Source organism: Streptococcus sp. HMSC10E12, from assembly GCF_001807855.1.
GTDB classification, from domain to species: Bacteria; Bacillota; Bacilli; order Lactobacillales; family Streptococcaceae; genus Streptococcus; species Streptococcus salivarius.
Map to the genome: position 1 here is coordinate 250,085 of NZ_KV791104.1, position 16,301 is coordinate 266,385.

Below are 16,301 nucleotides of genomic sequence, written 5' to 3' on the forward strand. Positions count from 1 at the left end.
TTTTGCTTTAGGCTTTATACGGGCTTTGTATCTTAATTTTAAGGAGTCCTTTGATATCGTGAATAACGTAAAATATGATGTGAATGATATGCCAAAACCTGGTTTATTGGTTGGTTTGTCATTCCAGCACTTGTTTGCCATGTTTGGTGCGACGGTGCTTGTGCCGATTTTGGTTGGGATTGATCCCGCTATTGCTCTTTTCTCATCTGGTTTGGGAACTTTAGCTCACTTGACGGTGACCAAGTACAAAATTCCAGCTTACATGGGCTCTAGTTTTGCCTATATTGCGGCTATGCAGACACTTATGAAGACGGATGGAATTGCAGCGGTGGCTCAAGGTGCCATGGCAGGTGGTTTGGTTTACTTGCTTGTGGCTCTGATTGTTAAGTATGCGGGTAAAGACTGGATTGATAAGGTCCTTCCACCAATCGTGGTTGGTCCCATTATCATGGTGATTGGTTTGAACCTTGCAGCCAATGCAGTCAATGATGCGACAACTTTAAATAAAAGCTATAGTATCTATGCTCTATTGATTTCGATGGTCACCCTCTTTGCGGTTATCCTCTTTAACATGTATGGCAAGAAGATTGTCGGTGTTATCCCAATTTTGCTTGGTTTAGTTGTGGGCTATATTTTCTCAGCGGTTCTTGGTTTGCTGACAGGACATAGTTTTATCAATTTCTCAGAGGTAGCTGCGGCACATTGGATTCAAGTTCCAAACTTTGACATTCCATTTGTGGATTATAGCTTTAAGCTCTACCCAAGTGCGATTTTGACCATGGCTCCGATTGCCTTTGTGACGATGACTGAACACTTTGGTCACGTCATGGTTCTAAACAGTTTGACTGAGCGTGATTACTTCAAAGATCCAGGACTTGACCACACCCTTACTGGTGATGGTTTGGCACAGATTATCGCTGGTTTCTTTGGAGCTCCTCCGGTAACTTCTTATGGTGAAAATATTGGGGTTATGGCCCTCAGTAAGGTCTACTCAGTTTACGTTATTGCGGGCGCAGCAGTGATTGCGGTCTTGATGAGCTTTATTGGTAAGCTATCAGCACTCTTGCATTCTATTCCAACTCCTGTATTGGGCGGATTATCTATTGCCCTCTTTGGAGTTATCGCTGCTAGCGGTTTGAAAATTTTAGTTGAACATAAGATTGATTTTGATAATAAAAAGAATCTCTTGATTGCTAGTGTTATCTTGGTATCTGGTATCGGTGGTTTGATGATTGACCTTGGTGGTCTTCAAATCACGGGTGTGGCAAGTTCAACCATTCTTGGTATCTTGCTCTATCAAATCTTGCCAGATCCTAAAAAAGGTAGCAAAGATTAGTCAATCAATTTAAAAGGAAAAACTATGGCGATTGCAGATGGAAAAGTGTCACTGAAACATTTGGTGACAATGGAAACCCTCACGAATGAAGAGGTCTTAGGCCTGATTCGTCGAGGTGGAGATTTTAAAAATGGCAGAGCTGATTTCCAGCTGGATCGACAGTATTTCGCTGCCAATCTCTTTTTTGAAAATTCAACACGAACGCACAAGTCCTTCGAAGTGGCTGAGAAAAAACTAGGCTTGGATGTGATTGAGTTCGATGCTGGAACTAGCTCGGTGAACAAGGGTGAGACCCTCTATGATACGATCTTAACCATGTCTGCTTTGGGCGTTGACATCTGTGTGGTCCGCCACTCGGAAGTCGATTATTACAAGCAGTTGATTGATAGTAGAACTATTCAGACCTCTATTGTCAATGGTGGTGATGGTTCAGGGCAACACCCAAGTCAGTGTTTGCTTGACTTGATGACCATTTACGAAGAGTTCGGAACCTTTGAAAATCTTAAGATTTGTATTGCAGGTGACATTACGCATTCGCGTGTCGCTAAGTCAAATATGCAGATTCTCAAGCGTTTGGGAGCTCAGCTTTATTTTGCTGGTCCGGCAGAGTGGTACTCGAATGAGTTTGATGTTTATGGTCAGCATGTGGCCATTGACGACGTCATTGAGGACTTGGATGTTCTCATGTTGCTTCGTGTTCAGCACGAGCGTCATGGGGATGACAAAGGATTTTCAAAAGAAGACTACCATGCTCTCTATGGTTTGACTGAAGAACGTTATGCCAAATTAGCTGATCAGGCGATTATCATGCACCCTGCTCCGGTTAATCGTGATGTGGAGATTGCTGATAGTCTGGTTGAGGCGCCTAAGGCTCGTATCGTTGCTCAGATGCAAAACGGGGTCTTTGTCCGTATGGCAATTATTGAAGCTATTTTAAATGGCAAAGCGTAAACAACGTTAACCGATTCCTGAGAGAATCAGACGAAAAAGAACATGGGCTAAATCTTTGAAAAGAGACATATCTTCCTAGAGGCTAGAGCCTCTCTGTCAGATTTGATTTTCATTCAGATTTTAACGCCCTTGTATCTTAGTGAAAGGAACAATTTACTATAATGGCAAAACGTTTACTTATTTTGGAAGACGGCACTATTTTTGAAGGTCAGGCCTTCGGTGCTGATGTGGATGTGACGGGTGAAATCGTCTTTAATACTGGTATGACAGGTTATCAAGAATCTATCACAGACCAGTCTTACAATGGTCAAATTTTGACTTTTACTTATCCACTTGTTGGTAACTACGGTGTTAACCGTGACGACTATGAGTCAATTAAGCCAACGACTAAGGGTGTTGTTGTGTCAGAAGCCAGCCGTCGTGCTAGCAACTGGCGAAACCAAATGACCTTGGATGAGTTTTTGAAGGCGAAAAACATCCCTGGTATCTCTGGTATTGATACACGTGCCTTGACTAAGATTATCCGTCAACACGGTACCATGAAGGCCACTTTGGCTAGCCCTGGTGACAGTATCGAGCACTTGCAAGATCAATTGCGTGCGACTGTTTTGCCAACCAACAATATTGAGCAGGTATCAACTAAGACAGCCTACCCAGCACCAGGAGTTGGTAAAAATATCGTTTTGGTTGACTTTGGTCTCAAGCATTCTATCTTGCGTGAATTTTCAAAACGTGATTGTAACGTGACTGTGGTGCCACATGATATCACCGCAGAAGAAATCCTTCACCTTAATCCAGATGGTGTGATGTTGTCAAACGGTCCAGGTAACCCTGAAGATGTGCCATATGCACTTGATATGATTCGTGGCATCCAAGGTAAAATTCCAATCTTTGGTATTTGTATGGGTCATCAGTTGTTTAGTTTGGCTAATGGTGCCAAGGCCTACAAGATGAAGTTCGGTCACCGTGGATTTAACCATGCGGTTCGTGAAATTGCGACTGGTCGTGTTGATTTCACCAGTCAAAACCATGGTTATGCCATTGACCGTGAGTCACTTCCAGATTGCCTCATGGTAACACACGAAGAAATTAACGATAAGTCAGTTGAAGGTGTTCGTCACCGTGACTTCCCTGCATTCTCAGTGCAATTCCACCCAGATGCAGCACCTGGTCCACACGACGCTAGCTATCTCTTTGATGAGTTCTTGGAATTGATTGATGCTTTCCAAGCTGAAAAAGCACGTCGTTAATTGCAACTGTCTAGTGACTATAGTGGGGTGTGACTCTTGTTCGCCCCAGTCTACTACCTTATTTAATGACAACCAGAGAGTTGTCAAATAGAAAGGAGAAGATACAGGTTCACGGAAGTGAACACGCCCTAGGGACTATGTGAAAAAGATAAACGGTGACTAGACGCTTGGGCGTCGTCGTCACGTTTCCTATTTTCACTGGGTCCTTAACGGGCTTTGTATCATAAATTATGCCTAAACGTTCTGATATTAAAAAAATTATGGTTATCGGGTCTGGTCCTATCATCATTGGTCAGGCTGCTGAGTTCGACTACGCTGGTACGCAAGCCTGCTTGGCCTTGAAAGAAGAAGGTTACAGTGTTGTCCTTGTTAACTCTAACCCTGCGACAATCATGACTGATAAAGAAATCGCAGATAAGGTTTACATTGAACCAATTACGCTTGAGTTTGTCACACGTATTCTTCGTAAAGAGCGTCCTGATGCCCTCTTGCCAACACTTGGTGGACAAACTGGTTTGAACATGGCAATGGAATTGTCAAAAGCTGGTATTCTTGAAGAGCTTGGAGTAGAGCTTTTGGGAACAAAATTGTCTGCCATTGACCAAGCCGAGGACCGTGACCTCTTCAAACAATTGATGGAAGATTTGGAACAACCAATTCCAGAATCTGAGATTGTCAATACGGTTGAAGAAGCAGTTGCCTTTGCGACAGAAATTGGCTACCCAGTTATCGTGCGTCCTGCCTTTACCCTTGGTGGTACTGGTGGTGGTATGTGTGCCAACGAAGAAGAACTTCGTGAAATCGCTGAAAATGGATTGAAATTGTCACCAGTAACACAATGTTTGATTGAACGTTCTATCGCTGGTTTCAAGGAAATCGAATACGAAGTTATGCGTGATGCCGCAGACAATGCTCTTGTGGTATGTAACATGGAAAACTTTGACCCAGTTGGTATCCACACAGGGGACTCAATCGTATTTGCCCCAACGCAAACCTTGTCAGATATTGAAAACCAAATGCTTCGTGATGCCAGCTTGAAGATTATCCGTGCCCTTAAAATTGAGGGTGGCTGTAACGTACAGTTGGCTCTTGACCCACATAGCTTCAAGTACTATGTTATCGAAGTAAACCCACGTGTATCACGTTCATCAGCCCTTGCCTCAAAAGCAACTGGTTACCCAATCGCCAAATTGGCAGCCAAGATCGCTGTTGGTTTGACACTTGATGAAATGATTAACCCAGTCACTGGTACAACTTATGCCATGTTTGAACCAGCTCTTGACTATGTGGTTGCTAAGATTCCACGTTTCCCATTTGATAAATTTGAACACGGTGAACGTCGTCTTGGTACTCAGATGAAAGCAACAGGTGAAGTTATGGCTATCGGTCGTAACATCGAAGAGTCACTTCTTAAAGCCTGCCGTTCACTTGAAATCGGTGTTTACCACAATGAAATGTCTGAGCTTGCGGACGTCACAGACGACGCCTTGGTTGAAAAGATTGTCAAAGCTCAAGACGACCGTCTCTTCTACCTTTCTGAAGCCATCCGTCGTGGTTACACTATTGAAGAATTGTCAGAGTTGACTAAGATTGATATCTTCTTCCTCGACAAATTGCTCCATATCTTTGAATTGGAACAAGAATTGGCTACTCACGTAGGCGATGTTGATGTTCTAAAAGAAGCTAAACGTAACGGTTTCTCTGATCGTAAGATTGCTGATCTTTGGAATCAAACAGCCGACCAAGTTCGTACGACACGTTTGGAAAATAACATTGTTCCTGTCTACAAGATGGTCGATACCTGTGCGGCTGAGTTTGAGTCATCAACACCATATTTCTATTCAACTTACGAGTGGGAAAATGAATCAATCAAATCTGATAAAGAATCTGTCATCGTTCTTGGTTCAGGTCCTATCCGTATTGGACAAGGGGTTGAGTTCGACTATGCGACAGTTCACTCTGTAAAAGCTATCCAAGCTGCAGGTTACGAAGCTATCATCATGAACTCTAACCCTGAGACAGTTTCAACAGACTTCTCAGTTTCAGATAAACTTTACTTCGAACCATTGACTTTTGAAGACGTGATGAACGTTATCGAATTGGAACAACCTAAGGGTGTCGTGGTTCAGTTTGGTGGACAGACAGCCATCAACTTGGCAGAGCCATTGTCTAAAGCTGGTGTGAAAATCTTGGGTACACAGGTTGCTGACCTTGACCGTGCCGAAGACCGTGACCTCTTTGAACAAGCCCTTAAAGACCTCGATATCCCGCAACCACCAGGACAAACAGCGACAAATGAAGAAGAAGCGGTTGAAGCAGCTCGTAAGATTGGTTTCCCAGTTCTTGTTCGTCCGTCATACGTTTTGGGTGGACGTGCCATGGAAATCGTTGAAAATGAAGATGACCTTCGTTCTTACATGCGTACTGCCGTTAAGGCAAGTCCAGACCACCCAGTCCTTGTCGATAGCTATATCATTGGACGTGAGTGTGAAGTGGATGCCATCTCTGATGGTAAGGATGTCTTGATTCCAGGTATTATGGAACACATCGAACGTGCAGGGGTTCACTCAGGGGACTCAATGGCAGTTTACCCACCACAAACCCTTTCTAAGAAAATCCAAGAGACTATCGCTGATTACACTAAACGTTTGGCTATTGGTCTTAACTGTATCGGTATGATGAACATTCAGTTTGTTATTAAGGATGAAACGGTCTATGTTATCGAGGTTAACCCACGTGCTAGCCGTACCGTACCATTCTTGTCTAAGGTTACTGATATCCCAATGGCTCAAGTTGCTACAAACTTGATTCTTGGTAAATCATTGGCTGAACAAGGTTACAAAGATGGTCTTTACCCAGAAAGTAACCATGTCCATGTCAAAGCACCAGTCTTCTCATTCACAAAATTGGCTAAGGTAGATAGCCTCCTTGGACCTGAAATGAAATCAACTGGTGAAGTTATGGGGACAGATGCGACTCTTGAAAAAGCGCTCTACAAAGCCTTTGAAGCATCTTACCTCCACTTGCCAACCTTTGGTAATGTCATCTTTACTATTCATGATGATACTAAAGAAGAAGCCCTTGACTTGGCCCGTCGTTTCGATGCTATCGGTTATGGTATCTATGCAACTGAGGGAACAGCTAAGTTCTTGAATGAACACGGGGTTCACGCAACGCTTGTTAACAAATTGGGTGAAAATGATGATAACGACATTCCAGCCCTCGTTCGTACAGGTAAAGCGCAAGCTATTATCAATACGGTTGGTAACAAACGTACTTATGACGAAGACGGAGCAGCTATCCGTAGCTCAGCTATTGAAGCTGGAATTCCACTCTTCACAGCGCTTGATACAGCAGATGCTATGGTGCGTGTGCTTGAAAGCCGTAGCTTTACAACAGAAGCTATCTAATCACGAAATAAAGTCTCAGCCTTGCTGGGGCTTTTTTATTGATGACAAAGTTTTCTTTTGAGACTTTTCTTAAGTGATGACGGACGTCAGCGACCTTCTGCGAAGTTCCATGACTAAGTTTTGAGCCGAAAGTCTCAAAACTTCCGAACGCCTGAAACTAATCGTTTCAGACGTTTTTATCACTGCGAAAAGTCTCGGTATAAGCTTACTAGGTTCGCAAAATCTATTTCATATTTAAAAATAGTTTAATTATGTTCTGAGTCTCAGCCTTGCTGGGGCTTTTTTCTTACACAAATGTAAGCTAAGAAGTTAAAAATGAAAGCTAAGTCTATAGTTTTGTTTCCTATGATTCTGCTATACTAGTAACATGATTATTACCACATCTTTACGTGAAAATGAGGCCTTGATTGCGCGTGCTCAAGAATTGGCCCACGAACTAGGAGCTGACTACCAGCCTCGTCGCAAGTTATCCTTGGCAAAATGTTTAGAGCGATTTGGAGCTTTTTATCTTCTATATAAAGATAGACTGTCTTTTGTCAATTCGGATGGCAGTGAGCTATCCTTTCATCCAGATACAGCAGTTCTTAGGATTAAGGCACCACATGATGCTTTAGTCAATCTTTTGGGTCCGTCTTCCAAGTCTATTCTCGACACGACCATGGGTCTGGCTTCCGATAGTCTAGTTATGGCGGCAGCGGGAAATAAGGTGACTGCCCTTGAGAGTCAAGAAGTGATTTTTCAGGTGGTTTCTCGTGGTCTGGCCACTTATCAGACAGATGACAAGCAACTTGAAAAAGCGACGCGTTCTATTAAGGCTATTAAGAGCGATAGCTTATCCTTTTTGAAATACCAGGCTGATCACTCTTTTGATATCATCTATGCCGATCCTATGTTTTCAGAGACTATCAAGGAATCGGAAAATCTACAAGCTATCAAACCTCTAGCTAATGGCAGTCGTCTGACAGAAGAATGGTTAAATGAGGCTAAGCGTGTCGCACGAGAAAAAATTATCATCAAGGCGCATTTTCGAGATACCGTTTTTGAGGAACTTGGGTTTGAACGTCAGATTCGTCCCAATCAAAAGCTGCACTATGGTGTCATGGATTTAAGCGAAGGCCATTGACACAGAAAGTTAAAAGTATTACAATTGTTTTATTTATGTGATACAAAAGAAAAGAGAGACTTATGCGAAAGAAAATCAGTCCAAAGTTATTTAAAAATAAAAAAAGAGTTTGGATCATTGGAGGAATTGGCTTCCTTGTCCTTTTGGTCCTAGGTTTTAACCTTTTTGCAGGTGGTGGCAAAGATGATAAGGCTTTCGAGTCCCCTACAGCAAGTAGGGTAACCAAGGGGCAGTTGGCCTCGTCCACCCTTCTGACTGGCATGGTGAAGGCTCAGTCGGAACAGTACGTTTATTTTGATAATACCATTGGACGCAATGCCACTGTGACAGTCTCTGTTGGTGAGGAAGTTAGTGCTGGTCAGCAACTGGTCCAATACGACAGTACCTCTGCCCAAGCGGCTTATGATACGGCTAGCCGTGCCTATAATAAGGCAGTTCGTGACCGTAATTATTTCCAACAGTATGGGACGGCTCCTGCGGCTTCGGCACAAACAAGTAGTGATTCGGATGAGGATGATTCGACGACTACCGTTAGCCCTCAACAGCGTCAGCAAACCGAGGCAAGTAATTACCAAACCTTGCAAGATTATAATGATGCTGTTGCTAACGCAGCATCAGAGCTAGAAAAGGCACAAGACGTCCTCAATCAAACGGTCATTGTTTCAGATGTTAATGGGACAGTTGTAGAAGTTGCGGACTCTGTGGATCCTGCTTCAAAAGAGAGCCAGACTCTAGTTCATGTGACCAGTGAAGGCCAATTTGAGATTCAAGGAACCTTAACAGAATATGACATTCCAAATATTTCAGTAGGTCAAAAGGTCAAAATTACTTCCAAAGTATACCCAGATCAAACTTGGACAGGGAAAGTTAGCTACGTTTCCAATTATCCTAAGCAAAATGCCAGTCAGTCAGCGGGTACATCTGGCAATTCAGGACAGACAGGTTCCCAGTATGAATACAAGGTTCAATTGACCAGTCCTATAGGCAAGCTCAAGCAAGGTTTTAATGTATCACTTGAAGTGACCAAAGATGATGATGCCTTGTTGGTTCCTGTAACTGCTGTGACCAAGAAAGGCTCTGACAACTATGTCTGGGTTTACGATGATGAAACTCAGAAAATCAAGCAAGTCAAGGTCAAACTTGGCAATGCGGATGCCAAGCAACAGGAAATTGCTTCAGGACTTAAAGAAGGCCAAAAAGTTATCACCAAGGCAGATAAATCCCTTAAGGATGGCAAAATCCTAAAAGATGTGACGGATGCTGATAGCAAACAATCAAAAGACACTAGTGGAGAAGAGGTGAGGTCTAGTGACTAAGCCAGCACTTATGGTTTTAAAGAGCATCACCAAGTCTTTCAAAAATGGTCAAGAGTCCTTGCAGGTCCTTAAGGGGATTGACTTATCGGTAGAAGAAGGGGACTTCGTGGCAATCATGGGCCCTTCAGGATCAGGGAAATCAACCCTTATGAATATTATCGGACTTCTTGATCAACCGACTACAGGTTCCTATCAACTCGAGGGCGAGGATGTGGCTGATCTCTCTGAAAATCGCCTAGCCAAGGTAAGAAATGACCAGATTGGCTTTATCTTTCAACAGTTTTTTCTCTTGCCAAAGTTAAGTGCCCAAAAGAACGTAGAGCTTCCTTTGATTTATGCAGGGAAATCTCCACGTGAACGTAAGCAAAGGGCACAACAATTCTTGGAAAAAGTTGGCTTGTCAGACCGTAGCCATCACCTACCATCGGAGCTGTCTGGTGGACAGAAGCAGAGGGTTGCCATTGCGCGTGCACTGTCTAACGATCCGGCAATCATTTTGGCGGATGAGCCTACAGGTGCGCTTGATACCAAGACAGGAACCCAGATTATGGATCTCTTAACCCAGCTAAACCGTGAAGGAAAGACCATTGTCATGGTTACCCATGAGCCAGAGATTGCAGACTATGCCCGACGTAAGATTGTCATTCGTGATGGGGAAATTACCCAAGATACGACTGATAGCGTTCGGATTGACTAGGAGGTAAGAATGGAAAATTGGAAATTTGCTCTTAGTTCTATCCGTTCACACAAGATGAGGTCCTTCCTGACCATGTTGGGAATCATCATTGGTGTTGCTGCGGTAGTACTTATCATGGGGCTAGGAAATGGAATGCGTCAGAGTGTTACCGATAGTGTGACTGGTGACAAGGATACAGTTCAAGTCTACTATGAAGCCAAGGGTGAGGAGCTAGATCCTGCCTATGCGGACTTGTCACAACCGACCAAACCGGTTAAAGAAGTTTGGTTGGAGCAAGTGGCTAAGCAGACGCCAGGTATCGATAGTTATTTTGTGACCAACAGCCTAACTTCCTCTATCTCCCTCCAAAAAAAGACCGTGAAGAATGTTAATATCACAGGTGCCAGTCAGGGCTACTTTAAAGCTAAAAAGTTAGAGATGTTGACAGGACGTTCCTTGCAAGACAATGATTATAAAAACTTTTCACGAGTTATTGTCATTGATCAGATGGTGGCTAAAAAACTCTTTGAGACGAATGGGGATGCCCTTAACCAAGTGGTTACTATTGGGAACAATGATTATCGTGTGATTGGTGTTTATAAGAATAAAGACACAGCAATCGGTGCCTATGGTGAAATTGGAACAGCTCTTGTGGCCAATACCCAGTTAGCGGCTGAAAATAACACTGATGCTATTGGCCAGATTTTTTTCCATGTGACCGATGTGAAAAATAGTAGTAGCGTTGCTAAGGATGCTGCTAAACGCTTGACCCAGTTGGCCCGAGATGATAATGGAGAATATAAGGCGGCAGATATGAGTTCGACCCTAGATCAGGTGAACACGATCTTTGGAACCATTACCACCGTTGTCGGAGCTATTGCTGGGATTTCATTATTAGTTGGCGGAATCGGTGTTATGAACATCATGTTGGTTTCGGTAACTGAGCGGACACGAGAGATTGGTCTTCGTAAGGCTTTAGGTGCTACACGTCGTAAAATCTTGACCCAGTTTTTGATTGAGTCGATGGTTCTGACTATTCTGGGAGGTTTGATTGGGCTAGGCTTTGCAGCCCTAGTCGTTGGTCCAATTGGGAATGCCATGGACCTTAAAGCGACGGTTTCTCTTGGTGTAGCCATGGGAAGCATAGCCTTCTCAGCAGCTGTAGGGATTATCTTTGGTCTCCTACCGGCTAATAAAGCTTCGAAACTCGATCCTATCGAAGCCCTTAGGTATGATTAGAAATAACCTCTTGAAATCTTTAGATTTTGAGAGGTTTTATGGTCTTCGAAAAAAAATAGAGAAAAAAATAAAAAAATTGCATTTTTTTCTTGACGTCTGATTTAGGTCATGATATTATAAATAAGGTTTGAAAAAACTGACCTAAGACAGTTGGGGAGTTAAACTCATAAACATCCAACCGAGGCACAAAACGTAACTATTTTTTTGGAACGTATTGTACTTTCGTGTCTAGGTTTAGGTACGATTTTTTTGTGCCTAGCCCAAAAATAAAAACGGAGGTAAAACTACTAATGAGTGAAGCTATTATTGCTAAGAAAGCTGAACAGGTTGCTATCGTCGCTGAGAAAATGAAAGCAGCAGCATCTATCGTTGTTGTTGACTCTCGTGGACTTACAGTTGACCAAGATACAGTTCTTCGTCGTAATCTTCGTGAATCAGGCGTTGAATTTAAAGTTATCAAAAACTCTATCTTGAGCCGTGCAGCTGAAGAAGCAGGTCTTGAAGACCTTAAAGAACTTTTTGTTGGTCCATCTGCAGTAGCATTCTCAAACGAAGATGTTATCGCACCAGCAAAAGTTATTAGCGAATTTGCTAAAGACGCAGAAGCTCTTGAAATCAAAGGTGGTGTTGTTGACGGTGCGTTCACTTCAGTCGAAGAAATCAACGCTCTTGCATCACTTCCAAACAAAGAAGGTATGCTTTCTATGCTCCTTTCTGTACTTCAAGCGCCAGTGCGCAACGTTGCATACGCTGTCAAAGCGGTTGCAGAAAGCAAAGAAGACGGTGCTGCATAAGCCCATCTTCACAACTCGTAGCCTAAGCTACGTTTAAAACACTATATTAAAAAACACATTTGGAGGAAATCACAATGGCATTGAACATTGAAAACATTATTGCTGAAATTAAAGAAGCTTCAATCCTTGAATTGAACGACCTTGTAAAAGCTATCGAAGAAGAGTTTGGCGTAACTGCTGCTGCTCCTGTAGCTGCTGCTGCAGCTGGTGCTGCTGACGCTGGTGCTGCTAAAGATTCATTCGACGTTGAATTGACATCTGCAGGCGACAAAAAAGTTGGCGTTATCAAAGTTGTACGTGAAATCACAGGCGAAGGTCTTAAAGAAGCTAAAGCTATCGTTGACGGTGCACCATCAGTTATTAAAGAAGGTGTTGCTGCAGCTGAAGCTGAAGAAATCAAAGCTAAACTTGAAGAAGCTGGAGCTTCAGTTACTCTTAAATAATAAGGTAACGACTCAAGTCGCTTAATAAAGAAAACCAGGGCATCAGCTCTGTTTTTTTCTATTGCTTTTAATATTTTCATTTGTTAGAATGTAGGTAATGTGCGTGCTTGTCACGCCCTTTTTTCTGTGTCTTTTACGGCTTTAGTGGTTGTAAATAACTATAAAAATCTTAAAGGCATGGTAAATGCTAAAAAGAAAAGGAGAAATTTATGGCTTATATTTGGTCTTATCTCAGACGTTATCCTAAGTGGCTAGCAATGAATTTTACGGCAGCCATTTTATTTGTTATTGCTAACTTGGGTTTGCCGACGGTTCTTGCCAGAATGATTGATGAGGGAATAAACCGTGGTGATGTTGATAAGCTTTACGCTTATGCTTGGGTCATGTTTGGTGTAGTTTTGACTGGGATTGTTGGTCGTATACTTCTGTCCTATGCAGTTGGTAAGTTGACCACTACTATGGTGCAAGTCATGCGTAATGACATTTATGCTAAGCTTCAGGAGTATTCCCACCACGAGTATGAGCAGATTGGGGTATCCTCTTTGGTGACTCGTATTACATCAGATGCTTTTGTGCTTATGCAGTTTGCGGATCAGGTTCTTAAGCTAGGGGTTATCACTCCTTTGATGATGGTTTCCAGTGTCTTTTTGATTTTGACGACAAGTCCATCTTTGGCTTGGATTGTGGCAATCTCCTTGCCTTTCCTAGCCGTAGTAGTCTGGTATGTGGCGGTAAAAACGCGTCCGCTTTCTGAGAAGCAACAGGCAACTCTCGACAAGATTAACCAGTATGCTCGTGAAAATCTGACTGGACTTCGTGTCATCCGTGCTTTCGCTAGAGAAGATTTTCAAGAGAAGAAGTTCGCTTCTGAAAATGCTGTCTATGCGGATAATTCAAACAAACTTTTCAAATTGACTGGTTTGACCGAGCCACTTTTTGTGCAAATCATCATCGCCATGATAGTGGCAATTGTTTGGTTTGCTCTTGAGCCATTAGGTTCTGGGACTTTGGCTATCGGTGACTTGGTTGCCTTTATTGAGTACAGTTTCCATGCACTATTGTCCTTCCTCTTCCTAGCTAATCTTTTTACCATGTATCCTCGTACAGCGGTGTCTAGTGAACGTCTGCAGGAAATTATGGACATGCCGATTTCTATCAATCCAAATGAAGATGGCGTGACAGAAACCGAGACTAAGGGATATTTGGAATTTGACAATGTTACCTTTGCCTATCCCGGTGAAACTGAGAGTCCTGTCCTACACAATATTTCCTTCAAAGCTAAACCAGGTGAAACCATTGCCTTTATTGGGTCTACGGGTTCAGGGAAATCATCACTTGTACAGTTGATTCCACGCTTTTATGATGTAACACTTGGACGCATTCTTGTTGATGGTGTGGATGTCCGTGACTACAATCTTAAGGCTCTTCGTCGTAAGATTGGCTTTATTCCACAAAAAGCCCTACTCTTTACAGGGACTATTGGTGAAAATATCCGTTATGGTAAGGAAAATGCCAGTCATGAAGAATTGAATCAAGCTACTGATGTGGCTCAAGCCAAGGAATTTATCGAAAGTAAGGAAGAACGTTATGATTCTCACTTGGCTGAGGGTGGTAGCAACCTTTCTGGTGGTCAGAAGCAGCGTTTGTCAATTGCACGTGCGGTGGTTAAACGTCCTGATCTTTATATCTTTGATGATTCCTTCTCTGCCTTGGACTACAAGACTGATGCGACCTTGCGCCGTCGTCTAAAAGAAGTGACTCAAGATGCAACAGTCCTGATTGTAGCCCAGCGTGTGGGAACTATCATGGATGCAGACCAGATTATCGTTCTGGATAAGGGTGAAATCGTTGGTCGTGGCCGTCATGAAGAGCTTATGGAAAGCAATGACATTTACCGTGAAATCGCTAATTCACAATTGAATCAAAAGAGTCTTACGGAAGACTAGAAGGAGGTCAAAATGAAGAATAATAAAAAGAAAACAAATCATTCCTCAAGTTTTGGCCGTCTTTGGTCATACTTGCAGGCTTATCGTTTCCCACTTTACCTAGCCATTTTCTTGAAAATTGTTAGTGTCATCATGAGTGTCATTGAACCCGTAGTCATTGGTTTAGCTATTACCGAGTTGACTAAAAATACGCTGGCCATCATCAAAGGTGTGGAAGGTGCTCGTATCAACGTCTCCTATGTTGGTTGGGTTCTAGTTGTTTATCTCTTGCGTGGTCTTATTTATGAGTTGGCCGCCTACTATTCCAACTATTTCATGACCAATGCTGTGCAAGCAACGGTTCAAGATATGCGTAATGAGATGACTGAGAAAATCAATCGTACCTCAGTGTCATACTTTGATAAGCACCAGTTTGGGGACCTCTTGGGCCGCTTTACTAGTGACGTCGAGACAGTATCTAATGCCTTGCAGCAGTCATTCTTGCAGGTTGTTAATGCCGTCTTTACTCTAGCCTTGGTTATTGGAACAGTGCTTTACCTTAATCTTCAATTAGGAACTATAGTTGTCATCACTATTCCGATTACTTTCTTTGGTGCCCGCTTTATCATGAGTAAGTCTCAGCCCTACTTTAAACAGCAGGCTGATGCCCTAGGTACTCTTAATGGTTTTGTTCAGGAAAATCTGACCGGCTTCAATGTGCTTAAGCTATTTGGCCGTGAGGATAGATCCTTGGATGATTTTAAAGAAATCACGGAAGACCTTCAGAAGGTAGGTTTTAAGGCTAATTTCATTTCAGGACTTATGATGCCGGTTCTTAATGGTTTATCTGACTTGACTTATCTCATTGTTGCTGTTTTGGGTGGTTTGCAAGTTTTGGCAGGTCACTTGACGATTGGTAATATGCAGGCCTTTGTTCAGTACGTTTGGCAGATTAACCAACCTATTCAGAACTTGACTCAGTTGGCTGGACAATTGCAGAGTGCCAAGTCTTCTTTGGACCGTATTTTCCAATTGATGGATGAACCAGATGAAGTCAACGATGTTACAGAAGTACTTGATGGAGACTTGACTGGTCAAGTTAGCTTTAAGCATGTGGACTTCCAGTATGTGGCTGATAAACCTTTGATTCGTGACTTTAATCTTGAGGTTAATCCTGGTGAAATGGTGGCCATTGTCGGTCCTACCGGTGCTGGGAAATCAACGATTATCAATCTTCTCATGCGTTTCTATGATGTGACTGCTGGTTCTATCTCGGTTGACGGTCATGATATCCGTAACCTGTCTCGTCAGGATTATCGTAAGCAGTTTGGTATGGTGCTTCAGGATGCTTGGCTCTTTGAAGGAACTATCAAGGAAAATCTTCGCTTTGGTAATCTTGATGCGACTGACGAAGAAATTGTTGAAGCCGCTAAGGCAGCCAATGTGGATCACTTTATCCGTACACTACCTGGTGGTTACAACATGGAAATGAACCAGGAATCAAGCAACATTTCACTGGGACAAAAGCAACTTTTGACCATTGCGCGTGCGCTTTTGGCTGATCCTAAAATCTTGATTTTGGATGAGGCAACCTCATCGGTTGATACTCGTCTAGAACTCCTGATTCAAAAAGCCATGAAGACCCTTATGCAAGGTCGAACAAGCTTTGTCATTGCCCACCGTCTGTCAACTATCCAAGAGGCAGACAAGATTTTGGTCCTTAAAGATGGTCAAATCATCGAACAAGGGAACCATGAATCCCTCCTTGCAGATAAAGGCTTCTATTACGACTTGTATAATAGCCAGTTTGCAGAGAAATAAATAAAAAATCCATCAGT

General features: G+C 42.8%; 12 protein-coding genes and 1 other annotated feature. All 12 genes read left to right on the forward strand.

All coding sequences use genetic code 11. The annotated features are described in order from the left end of the window. Positions 1–58: 58 nt before the first annotated feature. The 12 genes from HMPREF3112_RS07890 to HMPREF3112_RS07945 all read left to right on the forward strand — a co-directional run bounded on the left by HMPREF3112_RS07890 (position 59) and on the right by HMPREF3112_RS07945 (position 16,284). A complete protein-coding gene (locus HMPREF3112_RS07890) occupies positions 59–1,336 on the forward strand; it encodes a uracil-xanthine permease family protein (protein ID WP_045001885.1) in 1,278 nt (425 codons plus the stop codon). Between the two features lie 24 nt (positions 1,337–1,360). Then, positions 1,361–2,287, forward strand: a complete 927-nt coding sequence (locus tag HMPREF3112_RS07895) for an aspartate carbamoyltransferase catalytic subunit (RefSeq protein ID WP_002890256.1) — start codon at positions 1,361–1,363, stop codon at positions 2,285–2,287. 161 nt (positions 2,288–2,448) lie between these two features. Continuing rightward, a complete protein-coding gene (locus HMPREF3112_RS07900) occupies positions 2,449–3,537 on the forward strand; it encodes a carbamoyl phosphate synthase small subunit (RefSeq protein WP_002885900.1) in 1,089 nt (362 codons plus the stop codon). A 230-nt stretch (positions 3,538–3,767) separates the two neighbouring features. Then, positions 3,768–6,947: a carbamoyl-phosphate synthase large subunit gene (gene carB, locus HMPREF3112_RS07905; protein ID WP_070439113.1), complete on the forward strand. Its 3,180-nt coding sequence runs from the start codon at positions 3,768–3,770 to the stop codon at positions 6,945–6,947. A gap of 367 nt (positions 6,948–7,314) precedes the next feature. Next, entirely contained in the window at positions 7,315–8,070 is a 756-nt protein-coding gene (locus tag HMPREF3112_RS07910; protein WP_070439116.1) for a class I SAM-dependent methyltransferase, read from the forward strand. 62 nt (positions 8,071–8,132) lie between these two features. Next, positions 8,133–9,386, forward strand: coding sequence for an efflux RND transporter periplasmic adaptor subunit (locus tag HMPREF3112_RS07915; RefSeq protein ID WP_070439119.1), 1,254 nt, complete (start codon positions 8,133–8,135; stop codon positions 9,384–9,386). Between the two features lie 10 nt (positions 9,387–9,396). Further along, positions 9,397–10,083, forward strand: a complete 687-nt coding sequence (locus HMPREF3112_RS07920; RefSeq protein WP_371106355.1) for an ABC transporter ATP-binding protein — start codon at positions 9,397–9,399, stop codon at positions 10,081–10,083. A gap of 9 nt (positions 10,084–10,092) precedes the next feature. Next, complete coding sequence (locus HMPREF3112_RS07925) at positions 10,093–11,301, forward strand: ABC transporter permease (protein WP_070439125.1); 1,209 nt, start codon at positions 10,093–10,095, stop codon at positions 11,299–11,301. Positions 11,302–11,423: 122 nt separating this feature from the next. Beyond that, positions 11,424–11,560, forward strand: a sequence feature (ribosomal protein L10 leader region). Positions 11,561–11,591: 31 nt separating this feature from the next. Next, entirely contained in the window at positions 11,592–12,095 is a 504-nt protein-coding gene (gene rplJ, locus HMPREF3112_RS07930) for a 50S ribosomal protein L10 (RefSeq protein WP_003095623.1), read from the forward strand. A gap of 74 nt (positions 12,096–12,169) precedes the next feature. Then, positions 12,170–12,538 carry a 50S ribosomal protein L7/L12 gene (rplL, locus tag HMPREF3112_RS07935; protein WP_004183006.1) on the forward strand — a complete coding sequence of 123 codons (369 nt, stop codon included), beginning with the start codon at positions 12,170–12,172 and terminating at the stop codon, positions 12,536–12,538. 209 nt (positions 12,539–12,747) lie between these two features. After that, positions 12,748–14,484 (forward strand): ABC transporter ATP-binding protein, encoded by a 1,737-nt coding sequence (locus tag HMPREF3112_RS07940; protein ID WP_070439128.1) that lies wholly within the window; start codon positions 12,748–12,750, stop codon positions 14,482–14,484. Positions 14,485–14,496: 12 nt separating this feature from the next. After that, positions 14,497–16,284 (forward strand): ABC transporter ATP-binding protein, encoded by a 1,788-nt coding sequence (locus HMPREF3112_RS07945; RefSeq protein ID WP_070439131.1) that lies wholly within the window; start codon positions 14,497–14,499, stop codon positions 16,282–16,284. The last annotated feature ends 17 nt before the right edge of the window (positions 16,285–16,301 follow it).